A 14754-nucleotide genomic window follows, 5' to 3' on the forward strand; every position below is an offset into this window, starting at 1 on the left:
CAAGGCAGTGTGAATTCCGAGTCACCGAGCGCACAAATCTCACGGCCCGTTAACCAACCGGCCGGATTCGGCGCGCTCCGCCCCCCGACTTGGCCATGAGCCCCTGTACAGCGTGCCGGCGGAACTTCACCGGACCGCCCGGGATCAATCCTGGGCGGTGAAGGTGAAGTTGATCGTGCGCGCGAACACCGATTCGAAACCGCGGTACGGCAACGGCTGGGCATTCAATACGGCGGCCTCGATCGAGCGGCGGCCGGCTTCGTCGAACGGGCAGCTGCCGCTGACCTTGGCCTGGATGACCTGCCCGCCCGGAATCTGGGTGATCGAGACCTGGCAGCGCTGGCCCAATGGCACCGAATCCGGACGCGTCCACTGCGCGGAGACCTTCTGCTGGATCGCGGCGGCGTACTTGGCGCTCAGATCGTCGCTGGTCCCGCCCGCACCGGCCGCCGGCTTGGCGGCACCGGTGGCACCGGCGGTGGAGGCCGAGGCATTGGCGGCACGCGCGGCGGTGACCTGGCGCAGCTTCTGCTCGGCCAGCTTGGCTTCGTTCTCGGCCTGGGCGCGCTTGCGGCGGATCTCGGCCAGCTTCTTGTCGCGCTCGGCCTCGGCCTTGGCGTCGTTGGCCTTCTGTTCCTGCTCGGCCAGCTTCTTCTTCAGCTCGGCCTCTTCCTGCTGCTTGGCCAGGCGCAGCTTCTGCTCGGCCTGTTCCTGGCGCTTGCGCTCGGTCAGGTCGATCTGTTCCTGGCGGCGCTTGGCTTCCTGCTCCTGTTTGGCCTTTTCAGCCGAGATCGCCAGCGCGTTGACCGCTTCCTGGTCGACCGTGTCCGGCTGGGCGATGCGCTCCTGCGCCTGCGACTTCTGCGGCGTCGGCGCGTCCTGCGGGCGCGGCTCGGGCAACGGCTGCGGCGGCGGCACGGTGTCTTCGGGAATGGGCTCGGGCTCGGCGACCGGTTCGGGCAGGTCCGGCAGCGTCTCGGAGGCGCGCAGGGCCTGGCGCGCGGCCGAGGCTTCGGAGGCGGACAGCTGCAGGCTGGCCTCGATGACCGGATCGCCGGCGGCCGCTTCGGTGGTGCGTTGCGGCGACCACAACCAGGCGGCAATGAAGATCAGGGCCAGCAGCAGGTGCACGCCGAGCGCCAGCGCGATCGGCAGACCCCACTTCTCTTCAGGCTGACGCTGCGGTGGCAGGGCTTCAGCGTGCATCGGTCGCCAGGCCCACCTTTTCCACGTTGGCGCGCTTGATCACGTCCATGGCCGCGACCACCTTCTCATAGGCCACGGCCTTGTCGGCGGCAACGATCACGCGCAGGTTTTTGTCCTGCGAGGAAAGCGCGGACAGCTGGGCCTGCAGGCGGGCGGCATCCATCGGTTCCGGATCCTTGGCCTCGGGCAGCTTCAGGCTGAGCTGGCCATCCAGGCGGACGGAGACGATCACCGGATCCTGCTTGCTCTCCAGCGCCTTGGCCTGGGAGGTCGGCAGATCCACTTCAAAGCTCAGCGTGAGCAGCGGCGCGGTCACCATGAAGATGATGAGCAGCACCAGCATGACGTCGATGTAGGGCACGACGTTGATTTCGGATTTGAGCTTTCGGCGCTTGCGGCGGCCAATGGCTGCGGTCATGGCAGGACTCCTGTGCTGGGCGCTTACTCGTCGCCCGCGGTCTGACGCTGCAGGATCGAGCTGAACTCTTCTGCGAAGGTTTCAAAGCGCACCGACATGCGCTCCACGCGGGTGGTGAAGCGGTTGTAGGCCCACACCGCCGGGATCGCCACGAACAGGCCGATGGCGGTGGCGAACAGGGCTTCGGAGATACCCGGGGCGACCGAGGCGATACCGGCCTGCTCGCCGCTGTTGATCATGTCGTGCATGGTCACCATGATGCCGAACACGGTGCCGACCAGACCCACGTACGGGGCGGTCGAGCCGATGTTGGCCAGCAGCTCCAGGCTGCGCTCCATCTGGTCCACTTCGCGGGTATAGGTGGTGCGCATGGCGCGCTGGGCACCTTCCAGCTGGGCGCGGCCATCCAGGCGGCGCTTGTCGCGCAGGCGGGTGAACTCGCGGAAGCCCGATTCGAAGATCGCTTCCAGGCCACCGACCTGGCGGTTGCGGTCGGTCGCCGAGCTGTACAGCTTGCCCAGGTCCGCACCGGACCAGAAGCGGCTTTCGAACTCGTCGGCAGCGCGGTTGGCGGCGTTGAACACGCGCGCCTTGCGGAAGATGATCACCCAGCTGATGAACGAGCCGGCCAGCAGCAGCAGCACGATGATCTTCACCGGGATGCTGGCCTTGACCATCAGGTCCAGGTAGTTGATGCCACCGCCATGCGCGGCTTGGGCGACAGTCTGCGCCGCGGCGCTGGTGACTTCCTGCGGCAGCGCTTCGGTCACCGTGGCCTGCAGGGCCAGGAGCATTGCGATCATCCGTTGTTCCTCAGTATGCGGATTCTGGAAATTCGAGGTGTTTCAGCGCGGCATGCAGTGCATCGTCCATGCCACGCGGTTTGAAGGTGGCTGCATCGAGCGCGGCGATCTTCACCTGCGCGGTCAGCAGTGTTTCCTCGCCCCGGCACACGGCCTGGGCGAACACCATGCTGGCACGCTTGCACTGCACCAGCGTGGCGGTGACCGCCAGCGCATCGTCCAGCCGCGCCGGCTTGAGGAAATCCATGGTCATGCTGCGCACCGCGAACACCAGGCCATGGTCGCAGCGCATGCGCTCCTGACCATACCCCAATGCGCGCATCCATTCGGTCCGCGCCCGTTCCATGAAGGCCACGTAGCGGGCGTGGTACACGACCCCGCCAGCGTCGGTATCTTCCCAGTAAATGCGTGTCGGCCAACTGAATCGGGGCTCAACCCGGGGATCAACCGACATCCGGGACCTCCGCGAACAGGTCGGCCGGCGGATTCTTCGGCTTCAGGCCCATGTGCCGGTAAGCCTTGTGCGTGCACATGCGGCCCCGGGCGGTGCGGATCAGGAAGCCCTGCTGGATCAGATAGGGTTCGACCACGTCTTCCAGCGTGCCACGCTCTTCGGAGAGCGCGGCGGCCAGCGATTCGATCCCGACCGGACCGCCGTCGAAGTAATCGACCATGGTCCGCAGCAGGCGCCGATCGAGCTCGTCGAAGCCCTCCGGGTCGACCTTGAGCATCTGCATGGCGGCCTGGGCCACGTCCTGGTCGATGTGGCCGGCCGCCTTCACCTGCGCGAAGTCGCGTACCCGGCGCAGCAGCCGGTTGGCGATACGCGGCGTGCCACGCGAGCGCCGGGCGATCTCGGCCGCCCCTTCGGCGGTGCAGTCGATGTTGAGGATGCTGGCCGAGCGCCGGACGATCTTCGTCAGCTCTTCGGGCGTATAGAACTCCAGCCGATGCACGATGCCGAAGCGGTCGCGCAGCGGCGCGGTCAGCAGGCCGGCACGGGTGGTCGCACCGATCAGCGTGAACGGCGGCAGATCGATCTTGATCGAGCGGGCCGCAGGGCCCTCGCCGATCATGATGTCGATCTGGAAATCTTCCATCGCCGGGTACAGCACTTCTTCGACGACCGGCGAGAGGCGGTGGATTTCATCGATGAACAGCACATCGTGCGGCTGCAGGTTGGTCAGCAGCGCGGCCAGGTCACCGGCCTTCTCGATCACCGGCCCGGAGGTGACGCGCAGCGCGACCCCCAGCTCGTTGGCGATCACGTGGCTCAAGGTGGTCTTGCCCAGGCCTGGCGGCCCGAAGATCAGCACGTGGTCGAGCGCGTCGCCACGCGCCTTGGTCGCTTCGATGTAGATCGACAGCTGCTCGCGCACCGGCGCCTGGCCCAGGTAATCGGCCATGCGCTTGGGGCGGATGCTGGCGTCGGTGCCCTCGTCTTCGCGGGTGGCACCGGCACCGATGATGCGGTCGTCTGTCATGCGGCAATTATGCGGCAAAAGGAGCGCGATCCGCGTTCCAGGTAATGCCGGCCGCTGGCCGGCTCCGCACGATGCACGCTCCAGGTAGTGCCGGCCGCTGGCCGGCTCCACGCGATGCAGGGGTCACCGGGAGCCGGCCAGCGGCCGGCACTACCGGTTACGCATCGGAGGGGCACACCGAAGGTGCGGGGTTTTAAGTGGAAGGCGCCCGGGTCCCAAGGTCTGCGCAGCAAACCTTGGGCCGCAAGGGGCGATCCGACGCAGTCAGATCTCCACCTGTGCGCCCAGTTCCACCAGCCGATTCCCCGGAATCCGGAAGAACCCGGTCGCCGGCGCCGCGTTGCGGTGCATCAGCGCGAACAGCTTGTCGCGCCAGATCGGCATGCCGCGGTTGGCCGTGGCCACGATGGTCTCGCGGCTGGCGAAGAACGTGGTGTCCATCGGGTCGAAGTAGATCCCGCCGTGGTCGCACGAGCGCATCAGCGCCAGCGGTACGTCCGGGGTCTCCATGAAGCCGAAGCGCACGTAGATCCGATAGAACTCATCGCCCACCGACTCGATCTTCAGGCGCTGGCCCGAAGGCGCGTACGGCACCGGCAGGGTCACCACGTGCAGGAACACGTTGCGCTCGTGCAGCACCTTGTTGTGCTTGAGGTTGTGCATCAACGCGTGCGGGGCCACCGAGGGGTCGGCGGTCAGGAACACCGCGGTACCCGGCACCCGCACCGGCGGGGCCAGCATCAGGCCCGGCAGGAAGGTGTCGATCCGGATGCCGTCCTTGCGGATCTCATCGCGCAGCAGCTCGCGGCCCCGGCGCCAGGTGCGCATCATGGTGAACAGCACGATGCCCAGCACCACCGGGAACCACGCGCCCTGCAGCAACTTGGCGCCGTTGGCGATCACGAAGCCCAGGTCGATCACGAAGAAGATCACGCACAGCGGCAGGATCCAGTTGCGCGCCTTCGGCCACAGCGCGCGGGCGACCAGTGCGAGCAGCAGGGTATCGATCAGCATGGTGGCCGACACCGAAATGCCGTAGGCCACGGCCAGGTTGGAGGAGCTGCGGAAGGCCAGCACCAGCCCGATCACCATCACCGCGATGCCCCAGTTGATGCCCGGGATGTAGATCTGGCCGATGGTGTCGTGCGAGGTGTGGGTGATGCGCATGCGCGGGATGTAGCCCAGCTGCATGGCCTGGCGCGAAACCGAGAACGCCCCGGTGATCACCGACTGCGAAGCGATCACCGCCGCCATCGTGGCCAGCACGATCATCGGGTACAGGCCCCACTCCGGCACCGCCTCGAAGAACGGATTCTTCACCGCTTCGGGGTGCTTGAGCACCAACGCGCCCTGCCCCAGGTAGTTCAGCACCAGGCACGGCAGCACGAAGTAATACCAGGCGTGGCGGATCGGCCTGGCGCCGAAGTGGCCCATGTCGGCATACAGCGCCTCGCCACCGGTCACCGCCAACACCACCGCGCCGAGGATGAAGATGCCGTGCCAGCCGTGCTCCATGAAGAAGCGCAGCGCCCACATCGGGTTGAAGGCCTTGAGCACTTCCGGCGCATCGACGATGTTCCAGATGCCGATCGCCGCCAGGGAGATGAACCAGATCGAGGTGATCGGGCCGAACAGCTTGCCGATCTTGGCCGTGCCGAAGCGCTGTACGGCAAACACCGCCAGCAGCACCACCACGGTGATCGGCACGATGAAGTTGTGCAGCCCCGGGGCCGCGACCTCCAGGCCTTCGACCGCACCCAGCACGGAGATGGCCGGGGTGATCACGCCGTCGCCGAAGAACAGCGAGGCGCCGAAGATGCCCAGTATGCCCACCACGTACGCCGAGCGCGAGCCGTTCCGCAGCGTGCGCTGGGTCAGCGCCATCAGCGCCATGATGCCGCCCTCGCCGTCGTTGTCGGCGCGCATGATGATGGTGACGTACTTGAGCGTCACCACGATGTTCAGTGCCCAGAACGCCAGGGACAGCACGCCCAGCACGGTGTCATGGTCGCTGTTGAGGCCGTAATGCGGGGAGAACGCTTCTTTGAGCGTGTACAGCGGGCTGGTGCCGATGTCGCCGAACACCACGCCGATGGCGCCGATCATCAGCGCCATGCCGCCGGCCGCCGGCGCGTGGCCGTGCGGGGCCTGGCCGTCGCTGTGCTGGGGGGAAGTGGTGGACATGAGGCTCCGGGCGGACGCGGTCGGTATCGGATCAGGAACAGGCGGGCGCGCGGCTCAGCGCAGCGCAGCCTGCAGGGCTTTGCGGATGACCGTGGCGACATCGTCGCCTTCGGCGTTGGCGTCGCGCGCCATGCGTGCAGCCTCGACCGGCTTGTAACCCAGCTGCTGCAGGGCCACGGTCGCCTCGGAGACCGGATCGGTGGCCGGTGCCGCGCCGGCGATGGGTGCCCCGCCGCCGCCGAAGTTGGCCGCGCGGTCGCGCAGCTCCAGCACCATGCGCTCGGCGGTCTTCTTGCCGATGCCCGGGATGCGGGTCAGCGCGGTGATGTCGCCGGCCTGCAGCATGCGCGCGAACTCGTCCACGCTGACGCCGGAGAGCACCGCCAGCGCGATCTTGGCGCCGATCCCGCTGACCTTCTGCACATCGCGGAACAGGCGGCGCTCACCCTCGCGCAGGAAACCGTACAGCGAGACGCTGTCTTCCTTCTGCGCGTAATGGGTGAACAGCGTGACCTCGCGGCCCAGCTCGGGCAGGTCGTAGAAGGTGCTCATCGGCGCCTCCAGTTCGTAACCGACGCCATTGACGTCGACCATGAGCCACGGCGGCGCCTTGTAGGCCACGATCCCGCGCAGACGACCAATCATGCAGTTTTCCTCATTTCCGGCTCCAGGCCTGGCGCGCATTGACGCCCAGGCGCAGCGCCGTGGCCCGGACATGGGCGTGGGTGATCGCCACGGCCAACGCGTCGGCGGCGTCGGCCTGCAGCTTGGTTTTCAGGTTGAGCATGAGCCCGACCATGTGTTGGACCTGTTGTTTTTCCGCGCCACCGCGGCCGACCACGGCCAGCTTGATCTCGGTGGCCGCGTATTCGCTGACCGGCAGGTCGCGCATCACCACGGCCGAGATGGCCGCGCCGCGGGCCTGGCCCAGCTTCAGTGCCGAATCCGGGTTGCGTGCCATGAACACCTTTTCGATGGCCACTTCGTCGGGGCGGTACTCCTCGACCAGGGCGGTCAGGCCCACCACCAGCAGCTTCATCCGCTGCGGGAAGTCGTCCGCGCCCAGCAGCACCAGCGGCAGGTGGTGGACATGCACCACCCTGCCGGCGGCGTCCACATCAATGATGCCCACCCCGGTGCGCTGCGAACCGGGGTCGATGCCGAGGATGCGTGTCATGCGGCACGCACACGGCCGCCCGCGGCCCGGAAGGGACACATGCGGCGGGGATAACAGGGAACGGCTGGAGTCATCATGGTCCGCATTGTCCGCTCACCGGTCGCGCAAAGCGACCGGTGAAGGGCCCGCTCAGGCGTAGGCGTCCGCGCCGAGATCGGCGTTGGAGAACACGTCCTGCACGTCGTCCAGGTCTTCGAGCATGTCCAGCAGCTTCTTGACCTGCAGAGCGGTGTCGCCCTCGACCTTGATGTCGTTGTCGGCACGGAAGGTGATTTCGGCATGGTCCGGCTTGAAACCGGCTGCTTCCATCGCGTCCTTGACGGCGTGATAGCTGTCGGCCGCGGTGAGCACATCGATCGCCCCATCTTCCGGGTAGACCACGATGTCGTCCGCACCGGCCTCGATCGCCGCTTCGGTGACGGCTTCTTCGTCCGCACCGGCGGCGAAGTGCAGCACGCCCAGGCGCTTGAACATGAAGGCCACCGAGCCTTCGGTGCCCATGTTGCCGCCGCACTTGCTGAACGCATGGCGGACATCGGCCACGGTGCGCACGCGGTTGTCGGTCAGGCAGTCCACGATCACGGCCACGCCACCGGGGGCATAGCCCTCGTAGCGGATCTCTTCGTACTCCACGCCTTCCAGCTCACCGGTCGCCTTCTTGATGGCGCGCTCGATCACGTCCTTGGACATGTTCGAGGACAGGCCCTTGTCCATGGCAACGCGCAGGCGCGGGTTGTTGTTGGGGTCGCCTCCACCGCCGCGCGCGGCAACGCCGATCTCGCGGATGATCTTGGTGAAAATCTTGCCGCGCTTCGCGTCAGACGCGTTTTTGCGGTTCTCGATGGAGGGGCCTCTACCCATGGGGTGACTCTCGTGCTTCTGTCAGGAACAGGGCGCGAATTCTACCTGATCCGCCGCCCCGCCCGTGTCACCACCCCGCCCGCTCAGGCGGCGTGGGCCGCATCATCGCGCCGGAACCGGCCATCGCGCAGGAAGGCGGCGGTCTGCCGCGCGGCATCGGGCGAGAACACCAGCCCGCTGTGGCTGGCCGGGATCACACAGTGGTCGGCCAGGCCCGGCAGCTGGGTCTCATCCAGCGCCACGGTGCCATCGGAGGCCTCGCCACAGGCGCCCAGCAGGCTGCCCAACCCATGCGGGACCGAGCCGGCGATCAGGCCGACCTGGGCCCTGCCCTCCCAGGCCGGCAGCCCATCGAGCAGCAGTTCCGAGCTGCGCCCCAGCGCCAGCGACCAGCCGTGATCGCTCAGGGAGCGGGCGGTCACGCTGCCGCGCAGTGGCGAGCCCAGGCAGACCACGCGCGACACCGGCAGCTCCGGGGCGCGCCGCAGGGCCTCAAGGGCGACCAGCCCGCCCAGGCTGTGGCCGACCAGCGAGACCGGGCCACTGTCCTTGAGCCGCTCCAGCAGCTGCGGCACTGCCACCTCGGGACCACCGAACACGCTCGAATACCCGAAGGTATCCACGGTGAAGCCACGGGCGCGCAGGCGCCAGGCCAACGGGCCGACCCAGGCGCGTGCGTTCCAGATGCCATGCAGCAGTAAAACGGGGGGATTCATGATGTCAGCCTCGCCCATTGGGCGGGGCGCCTGCAGAAGGAAACAGCGTCATTAGACAAATGGGCCAGCCAACGGCAGGTGAAGCCGCTGCGGCCATGACGATGTCGTGCTCAGCCCGCCGTGGGCGGGCGGCGCAGGATGAACTCCAGGTCGCGCACGCTGCCGACCGGGAACTCGTAGGTGCCGACCTTGCTGAAGCCATAGCGGGCATAGAACCGCTGCGCGCCGAAGTTCTCCGACCAGACGCCCAGCCACAGCGTGCGCGGGCCTTCCCGTTCCAGCCAGGCCAGCGCGGTTTCGAACAGGCGGCTGCCCCAGCCGCAGCTCTGCTGGTCCTTGATCAGGTACAGCCGCTTGAGTTCGCCATCGCCGGGCTGCACCTCGGCATGCGGCAGGCCACAGGGGCCGGCGGCGGCATGGCCCACGGCGACGCCATCGAGCTCCAGCAGCCAGACCGCGTAATCGGGGTGTTCGAGGATGATGCGCTGGCGCTGCGCCGGGTAGGCCTCGTCGAGGAAGGCCTGCAGGTCCTCCGGCGGGTACAGATGGCCGAAGGTTTCCACGAAGGTACGCGCGGCCAGCACCGACAGGGTCTGGGCATCGTCCGGGGTGGCGCGGCGGATGGTGTAACGGCCTGGGGTCACGGCGGGAGCATCGGCATCGGCGGGAGCCGTCAATTTACCTGAACGCTGCGGCGATGGCGCCGCGTGACGATCAACGTTTTCGATCATCACGGGCGCCACCCACGGCCCGGCACCGACCTCCGGCCGGTACCTGCCGCACCCCACGCCGGCCCATGGCCGGCGCTTGCCCGCTTATTCCTTGACCGCGCGCGGACGGACCTGGACGTGCACTTCCGCCAGCTGCTCGTCCGGGATCGGCGACGGGGCACCGGTCATCAGGCACTGCGCGCCGGTGGTCTTCGGGAACGGGATCACGTCGCGGATCGACTCGGTACCGGCCATCAGCGCGGCGATACGGTCGATACCGAAGGCGATGCCACCGTGCGGCGGCGCGCCGAAACGCAGCGCGTCGAGCAGGAAGCCGAACTTGCCCTCGGCCTCTTCGGCCCCGATGCCCAGCAGGTCGAATACCGCGCTCTGCATGTCCGAGCGGTGGATACGGATCGAACCACCGCCGATCTCGTTGCCGTTGAGCACCATGTCATAGCCGCGCGATACGGCGGTCTTGGCGTTGGCGCGCAGATCGGCGATGTCATCCACTGCCGGCGCGGTGAAGGGGTGATGCAGGGCGACGTAGCGCTGGGCTTCGTCGTCGTACTCGAACATCGGGAAATCGGTGACCCACAGCGGTGCCCAGCCGGCGGCGACCAGGTTGAAGTCCTTGCCGGCCTTCAGGCGCAGGGCGCCCATGAAGTCGGAGACCTTGTTGTAGCCACCGGCGCCGAAGAACACGATGTCGCCATTGCCGGCGCCCACCTGGGCGACCAGCGCGGCGAAAGCCTCGTCGCTGAAGAACTTGGCGATCGGCGAGCTGACTTCGCCGCTCTCGCTGATCTTGATGTAGGCCAGGCCCTTGGCGCCGTACTTGGCGGCATGCGCGGCGTACTCGTCGATCTGCTTGCGCGACAGGCTGGCACCGCCCGGGATGCGCAGCGCAGCCACGCGGCCGTCGGCATCGTTGGCGGCCGCGGTGAACACCGGGAACTCGCTGGTCCTGACCAGTTCGGCCACGTCCACCAGCTCCAGCGCGATGCGCAGGTCCGGCTTGTCCGAGCCATAGCGACGCATCGCCTCGGCCCAGGTCATGCGCGGGAAGCTGGCGGCCAGCTCCACGTCCACCACCTCCTTGAAGATGGCGCGGATCATGGTTTCCACGAAGTCCTGCACGTCGCGCTCGCGCACGAAGGCGAACTCCATGTCCAGCTGGGTGAATTCCAGCTGGCGATCGGCACGCAGGGCTTCATCGCGGAAGCAGCGCGCGATCTGGTAGTAGCGGTCGAAGCCGGCCACCATCAGGATCTGCTTGAACAGCTGCGGGCTCTGCGGCAGGGCGTAGAACTCGCCCGGGTGCATGCGCGCCGGCACCAGGAAGTCGCGGGCGCCTTCCGGGGTGGCCTTGGTCAGGATCGGGGTTTCAATGTCCTGGAAACCGGTGGCGTCCAGGTGACGGCGCAGGGCCTGCACCAGCTTGATGCGGGTGCGCTGCATGCGCTGCATTTCCGGGCGGCGCAGGTCCAGGTAACGGTACTTCAGGCGGGTTTCCTCGCCCGGGTTCTCGTGCGCGTGGAACGGCAGCGGCTCGGCCTTGTTGAGGATGGTGATCGACGTGGCGATCACTTCCACGCTGCCGGTGCGGAGTTTGTCGTTGGCCGCATGCCGCGCACGCACCACGCCTTCGACCTGCAGCACGTCCTCGTAGCCCAGGCTGGCGGCCACGGCGAACACGGCTGCGTTGTCGACTTCCACCGTCACCTGCACGATGCCTTCATGATCGCGCAGATCGATGAAGACCACGCCGCCCTGGTTGCGGGCAACGTCGGTCCAGCCGGCGAGGGTAACGGTTTGGCCAATCAGGGTCTCGTCGACCAGGCCACAGAAGTGGGTACGCATGGGGGTAAAGCTCCGCAGGAGAGTGCCGGCGCCAAGCTGCGCCGGAAAGCCCGTTATTCTGCGGCCGCCAGCCCGGCGGGGCAAATCCGGGCGCCGCGGCCCGGCATCACGCGCTCTGAACCGGGGGCGTTCCTATAGTCCGCGCACCAACGACCGCACGGGGATGTCGCCATGCAACGCCGTCTGAGCACCGTTTGCCTCACCCTTGCCCTGGCCTGTATGGCCCCGGCCCTGCACGCCCAGATCAGCACCCGGGCCTATGCCCCGGAGAATCTGTCGCAGTTGTCCTCCTCCGACCGCAGCCGGGTCATCACCCAGGAATACGCCGACCAGTCCAATGGCCGCCGGATCCCGGATGACCAGCTGCGCTTCTACCTGGCCCAGGTCAACTCGGGCTGGAGCTTCTCACGCATCAAGCAGGACATCGCCACCTCGCTGCGCGGCAACGGCAACGGCGGCGGCTGGAATGGCGGCGGCAACGGATCCGGCAACAACGGCACGGTCCGCTGCGAAAGCCAGGACAACCGCGAGCGGGTCTGCAACACCGGCTGGCGCAGCGCCCGGCTGTCCCGGCAGATTTCAGGGACGACCTGTACCGAGGGCCGCAACTGGGGCTCGCGCAACGGCACCGTCTGGGTCAGCGGTGGCTGCCGGGCCGAATTCGTCGAGGGTCGCGGCAATGGCGGCAACTGGGGCGGCGGTAGCGGCACCGGGGCGACCATCCGCTGCGAGAGCCAGGACAACCGCGAGCGGACCTGCAACACCGGTTGGCGCAACGCGACCCTGGTCCGCCAGATCTCCGGCACGGCCTGTGTCGAAGGCCAGACCTGGGGCGTGCGCAATGGCGCGGTGTGGGTCAACCGCGGCTGCCGCGGCGAGTTCGCCGAGGCGCGTGGCAACAGCGGCGGCAACTGGGGCGGCGGTGGCAACAGCAACTACAGCGTGACCTGCAGCAGCAACGACAAACGCCAGCAGACCTGCGCGTGGGATGACCGCCAGGGGCGCCCGGCACTGGTCCAGCAGCTGTCCGGCACGGCCTGCGTGGAGGGCCGCAGCTGGGGCTACAGCAATGGCAGCCTGTGGGTCAGCGGCGGCTGCCGCGCCCGCTTCGGAGCGCGCTGAGCGGCCCGGCCCTGCACCCGGTGCCGACCGTGGGTCGGCACCTTGCGGCGCCGGCCACCTGCGGCCGGCGTCGGGAGACCGGGTTACGGTGCCGGCGTCTCACTGCCCCACGGCGCCGGCGGCAAAGCCACCGGCTTGGTCAGGTCGAACACCACCTGGAAGTGGCGCCCGCCCGGCCGGGTGAGCTCGTAGACGAAGCGCTGGTCGGGGTCTACTTCCATCGCCCAGGTGTTCTGCACGGAGGCCAGCATGTCGGCCTTGCGGAACATCGCCACCGAATCCGAATCCACCGGGAACGACTGGCGCTGCGCGGTCCCCGGCGGCTTGCTGTCACCACCGTACATCGTGACCGCATCCGGGCTGCCATCCTCGTGGCGGTGATCATGCTTCAGGCGCAGGCCGTTCTCGGTGCGGCTCAGCACCCAGGTGCGCGAGTGGTCGTCGCCGACATGGAACGGGATCCGCAGCTCGTGTGCCGGATCCTCGCAGCCACGTACATGCATCACCAGGCGCTTGCCCTCGAAAGGATCGGGCGCATCGGTGCGCGGTTCGTTGACCGCGATGCGGCCTTCGAACGCCTTGCCGCAGTGCGCGGCTACGGCGGACATGAAGGCATCGGACGGTGCCATCGACACCTCGTGCCCGACGGTGTCATTGGTGCCGCTGCAGGCGGTGATCGCCAGCGCAGTGACCAAAGGAAGAAGTTTGACTGCGTTCATGCCCCCACCCTAACGGGCGCGAGCGGGCAGCGCAAACCCCGCGCTTGATGCGACAGACAGGGTTGCCAACGCATCCGCGCCGCTGCAACCAGCGCTTCATTGCCCCTGTGTTATGGTCGGTCACGTGATTCGTTCGCCTTCTTCCCCACGAAGGACGCACGCGTGTTGCGGCTGACCGCCCTGCTCACCGGTGTGGCGCTGTTGCTGACCGGCAGCGGCCTGCTCGGGACATTGCTGGCGGTGCGCGGTGGTGAAGCCGGCTTCGGTGCCGGCACGTTGGGGTTGGTGATGTCCGGCTATTTCGCCGGGTTTTTCATCGGCACCTTCTTCGCCCCCTCGCTGATCGGCCGCATCGGCCATATCCGTGCGTTTGCCTTCTTTGCCGCCCTCGCCGCCATCGCGGTGCTGCTGCACCCGCTGTGGATCAATCCGGTGGGCTGGGGCGTACTGCGCATCCTCACCGGCATCGCCCTGGTCGGCCTGTACACGGTGATCGAGAGCTGGCTCAACGCCGAGCCCGACCCCCGGCTGCGCAGCCGCGCCTTCTCGCTCTACATGGTGGTCAATCTCTCGGCACTGGCCCTGGGCCAGGTGCTGCTGATGCTCGGCGATGCCGGCGCGACCTCGATGTTCATGCTCACCGCCATCCTGGTCTGCGCGGCGGTGTTGCCGGTCACCGCCACGCGGCTGCGCCCGCCGGAGATTCCCTCGGTGCCGCGCCTGAAACTGGCGCGCCTGTACGCGATGGCGCCGGTGGCGACCGTTGCCGCCGGCCTGTCCGGGCTGGCGATGGGCGCGTTCTGGGGCCTGCTGCCGGTGTACGCCGGCGAGGTCGGCCTGGATGGCAATGGCGTGGCCCTGTTCATGCTGACCGCCATCGCCGGTGGCGCGTTGCTGCAGTGGCCGCTGGGCCATATCAGCGACGGGCATGACCGCCGCACCGGGCTGGTCGCCCTCAGCCTGGCTGCGGCCGGCATCGCCGTCGTGGCGTCGCTGCCGATGATCCAGCTGCAGACCCATCTGCTGTTCGGCCTGTTCTTCTTCTACGGCGGGCTGGCCTTCGCCCTGTATCCCTTCGCCGTGGCGCACATGCTCGATTACCTGCCACGCGAAGACCTGCTGTCCGGGTGCTCCAGCCTGCTGCTGGTGCATGGCGTGGGCGCTGCGCTCGGCCCGGCACTGGCCGGTGCGGCCATGCAACGCTTTGGCGCGCCTGCGCTGCCGTTGTACTTCGCGGTGGTGCTGATGCTGCTGGCGTTGTTCACCACCGCGCGCCTGCTCAGTTTCCAGCGCCTGCGCACGCATCCGGTCGGGTTCCGGCTGATGCTGCGCACCACGCCCTCGGCCCTTGAGCTCATGCCCGAGACCGACACCGCACCGCCGGATCCCGATACCCCCCTCCCCTCTGACTCCGATAAGGAAGTGCATTGACTGTTTCGACACCGACCTCCCTCACCCCAACCCGTACACCGCCGGCGCCGCCGGCACCGC

Annotated in this window: 15 protein-coding genes; 2 read left to right on the forward strand and 13 right to left on the reverse strand. The window is 67.8% G+C overall.

Features of this window, described 5'->3' with window-relative positions:
- Window positions 1-144: 144 nt before the first annotated feature.
- The 12 genes from tolA to aspS form a co-directional block, all read right to left on the reverse strand.
- Window positions 145-1206 (reverse strand): cell envelope integrity protein TolA, encoded by a 1062-nt coding sequence (gene tolA / locus C0R07_RS03100; RefSeq protein WP_102788158.1) that lies wholly within the window; start codon window positions 1204-1206, stop codon window positions 145-147.
- A complete protein-coding gene (gene tolR / locus C0R07_RS03105) occupies window positions 1196-1624 on the reverse strand; it encodes a protein TolR (RefSeq protein ID WP_019185220.1) in 429 nt (142 codons plus the stop codon). The genes tolA and tolR overlap by 11 nt, the downstream gene beginning before the upstream one ends.
- Before the next feature lie 23 nt (window positions 1625-1647).
- Window positions 1648-2427 carry a protein TolQ gene (gene tolQ / locus C0R07_RS03110; protein ID WP_019185221.1) on the reverse strand — a complete coding sequence of 260 codons (780 nt, stop codon included), beginning with the start codon at window positions 2425-2427 and terminating at the stop codon, window positions 1648-1650.
- Between the two features lie 10 nt (window positions 2428-2437).
- The gene (ybgC, locus tag C0R07_RS03115) at window positions 2438-2881 is read right to left on the reverse strand and encodes a tol-pal system-associated acyl-CoA thioesterase (RefSeq protein ID WP_019185222.1); all 444 of its coding nucleotides are present in this window, start codon (window positions 2879-2881) and stop codon (window positions 2438-2440) included.
- A complete protein-coding gene (gene ruvB, locus C0R07_RS03120) occupies window positions 2871-3911 on the reverse strand; it encodes a Holliday junction branch migration DNA helicase RuvB (protein ID WP_046272623.1) in 1041 nt (346 codons plus the stop codon). The genes ybgC and ruvB overlap by 11 nt, the downstream gene beginning before the upstream one ends.
- Window positions 3912-4175: 264 nt before the next feature.
- Window positions 4176-6026 carry a potassium transporter Kup gene (locus tag C0R07_RS03125; RefSeq protein WP_167390318.1) on the reverse strand — a complete coding sequence of 617 codons (1851 nt, stop codon included), beginning with the start codon at window positions 6024-6026 and terminating at the stop codon, window positions 4176-4178.
- 123 nt (window positions 6027-6149) lie between these two features.
- On the reverse strand, window positions 6150-6740 hold the full coding sequence (gene ruvA, locus C0R07_RS03130; protein WP_046274332.1) for a Holliday junction branch migration protein RuvA: 591 nt from the start codon (window positions 6738-6740) through the stop codon (window positions 6150-6152).
- Window positions 6741-6750: 10 nt separating this feature from the next.
- Window positions 6751-7272: a crossover junction endodeoxyribonuclease RuvC gene (ruvC, locus tag C0R07_RS03135; RefSeq protein WP_019186142.1), complete on the reverse strand. Its 522-nt coding sequence runs from the start codon at window positions 7270-7272 to the stop codon at window positions 6751-6753.
- A gap of 129 nt (window positions 7273-7401) precedes the next feature.
- Entirely contained in the window at window positions 7402-8133 is a 732-nt protein-coding gene (locus C0R07_RS03140; RefSeq protein ID WP_019186141.1) for a YebC/PmpR family DNA-binding transcriptional regulator, read from the reverse strand.
- Between the two features lie 83 nt (window positions 8134-8216).
- The gene (locus tag C0R07_RS03145; protein WP_026070240.1) at window positions 8217-8849 is read right to left on the reverse strand and encodes an esterase/lipase family protein; all 633 of its coding nucleotides are present in this window, start codon (window positions 8847-8849) and stop codon (window positions 8217-8219) included.
- 110 nt (window positions 8850-8959) lie between these two features.
- Window positions 8960-9493: a GNAT family N-acetyltransferase gene (locus C0R07_RS03150; protein WP_167390313.1), complete on the reverse strand. Its 534-nt coding sequence runs from the start codon at window positions 9491-9493 to the stop codon at window positions 8960-8962.
- A gap of 171 nt (window positions 9494-9664) precedes the next feature.
- A complete protein-coding gene (gene aspS, locus C0R07_RS03155; RefSeq protein ID WP_102788159.1) occupies window positions 9665-11422 on the reverse strand; it encodes an aspartate--tRNA ligase in 1758 nt (585 codons plus the stop codon).
- A 171-nt stretch (window positions 11423-11593) separates the two neighbouring features.
- Between aspS and C0R07_RS03160 the strand changes: the two genes are divergently transcribed.
- The gene (locus C0R07_RS03160; protein ID WP_102788160.1) at window positions 11594-12544 is read left to right on the forward strand and encodes a DUF3011 domain-containing protein; all 951 of its coding nucleotides are present in this window, start codon (window positions 11594-11596) and stop codon (window positions 12542-12544) included.
- An 83-nt stretch (window positions 12545-12627) separates the two neighbouring features.
- On the opposite strand, the gene C0R07_RS03165 is transcribed toward C0R07_RS03160, so the two are convergent.
- Window positions 12628-13263, reverse strand: coding sequence for a hypothetical protein (locus tag C0R07_RS03165; protein WP_070471257.1), 636 nt, complete (start codon window positions 13261-13263; stop codon window positions 12628-12630).
- A 162-nt stretch (window positions 13264-13425) separates the two neighbouring features.
- Between C0R07_RS03165 and C0R07_RS03170 the strand changes: the two genes are divergently transcribed.
- Window positions 13426-14694: an MFS transporter gene (locus C0R07_RS03170; RefSeq protein ID WP_019186136.1), complete on the forward strand. Its 1269-nt coding sequence runs from the start codon at window positions 13426-13428 to the stop codon at window positions 14692-14694.
- The last annotated feature ends 60 nt before the right edge of the window (window positions 14695-14754 follow it).

Origin of the sequence: Stenotrophomonas bentonitica, from assembly GCF_002887735.1 — a bacterium.
GTDB classification, from domain to species: domain Bacteria; phylum Pseudomonadota; class Gammaproteobacteria; order Xanthomonadales; family Xanthomonadaceae; genus Stenotrophomonas; species Stenotrophomonas bentonitica_A.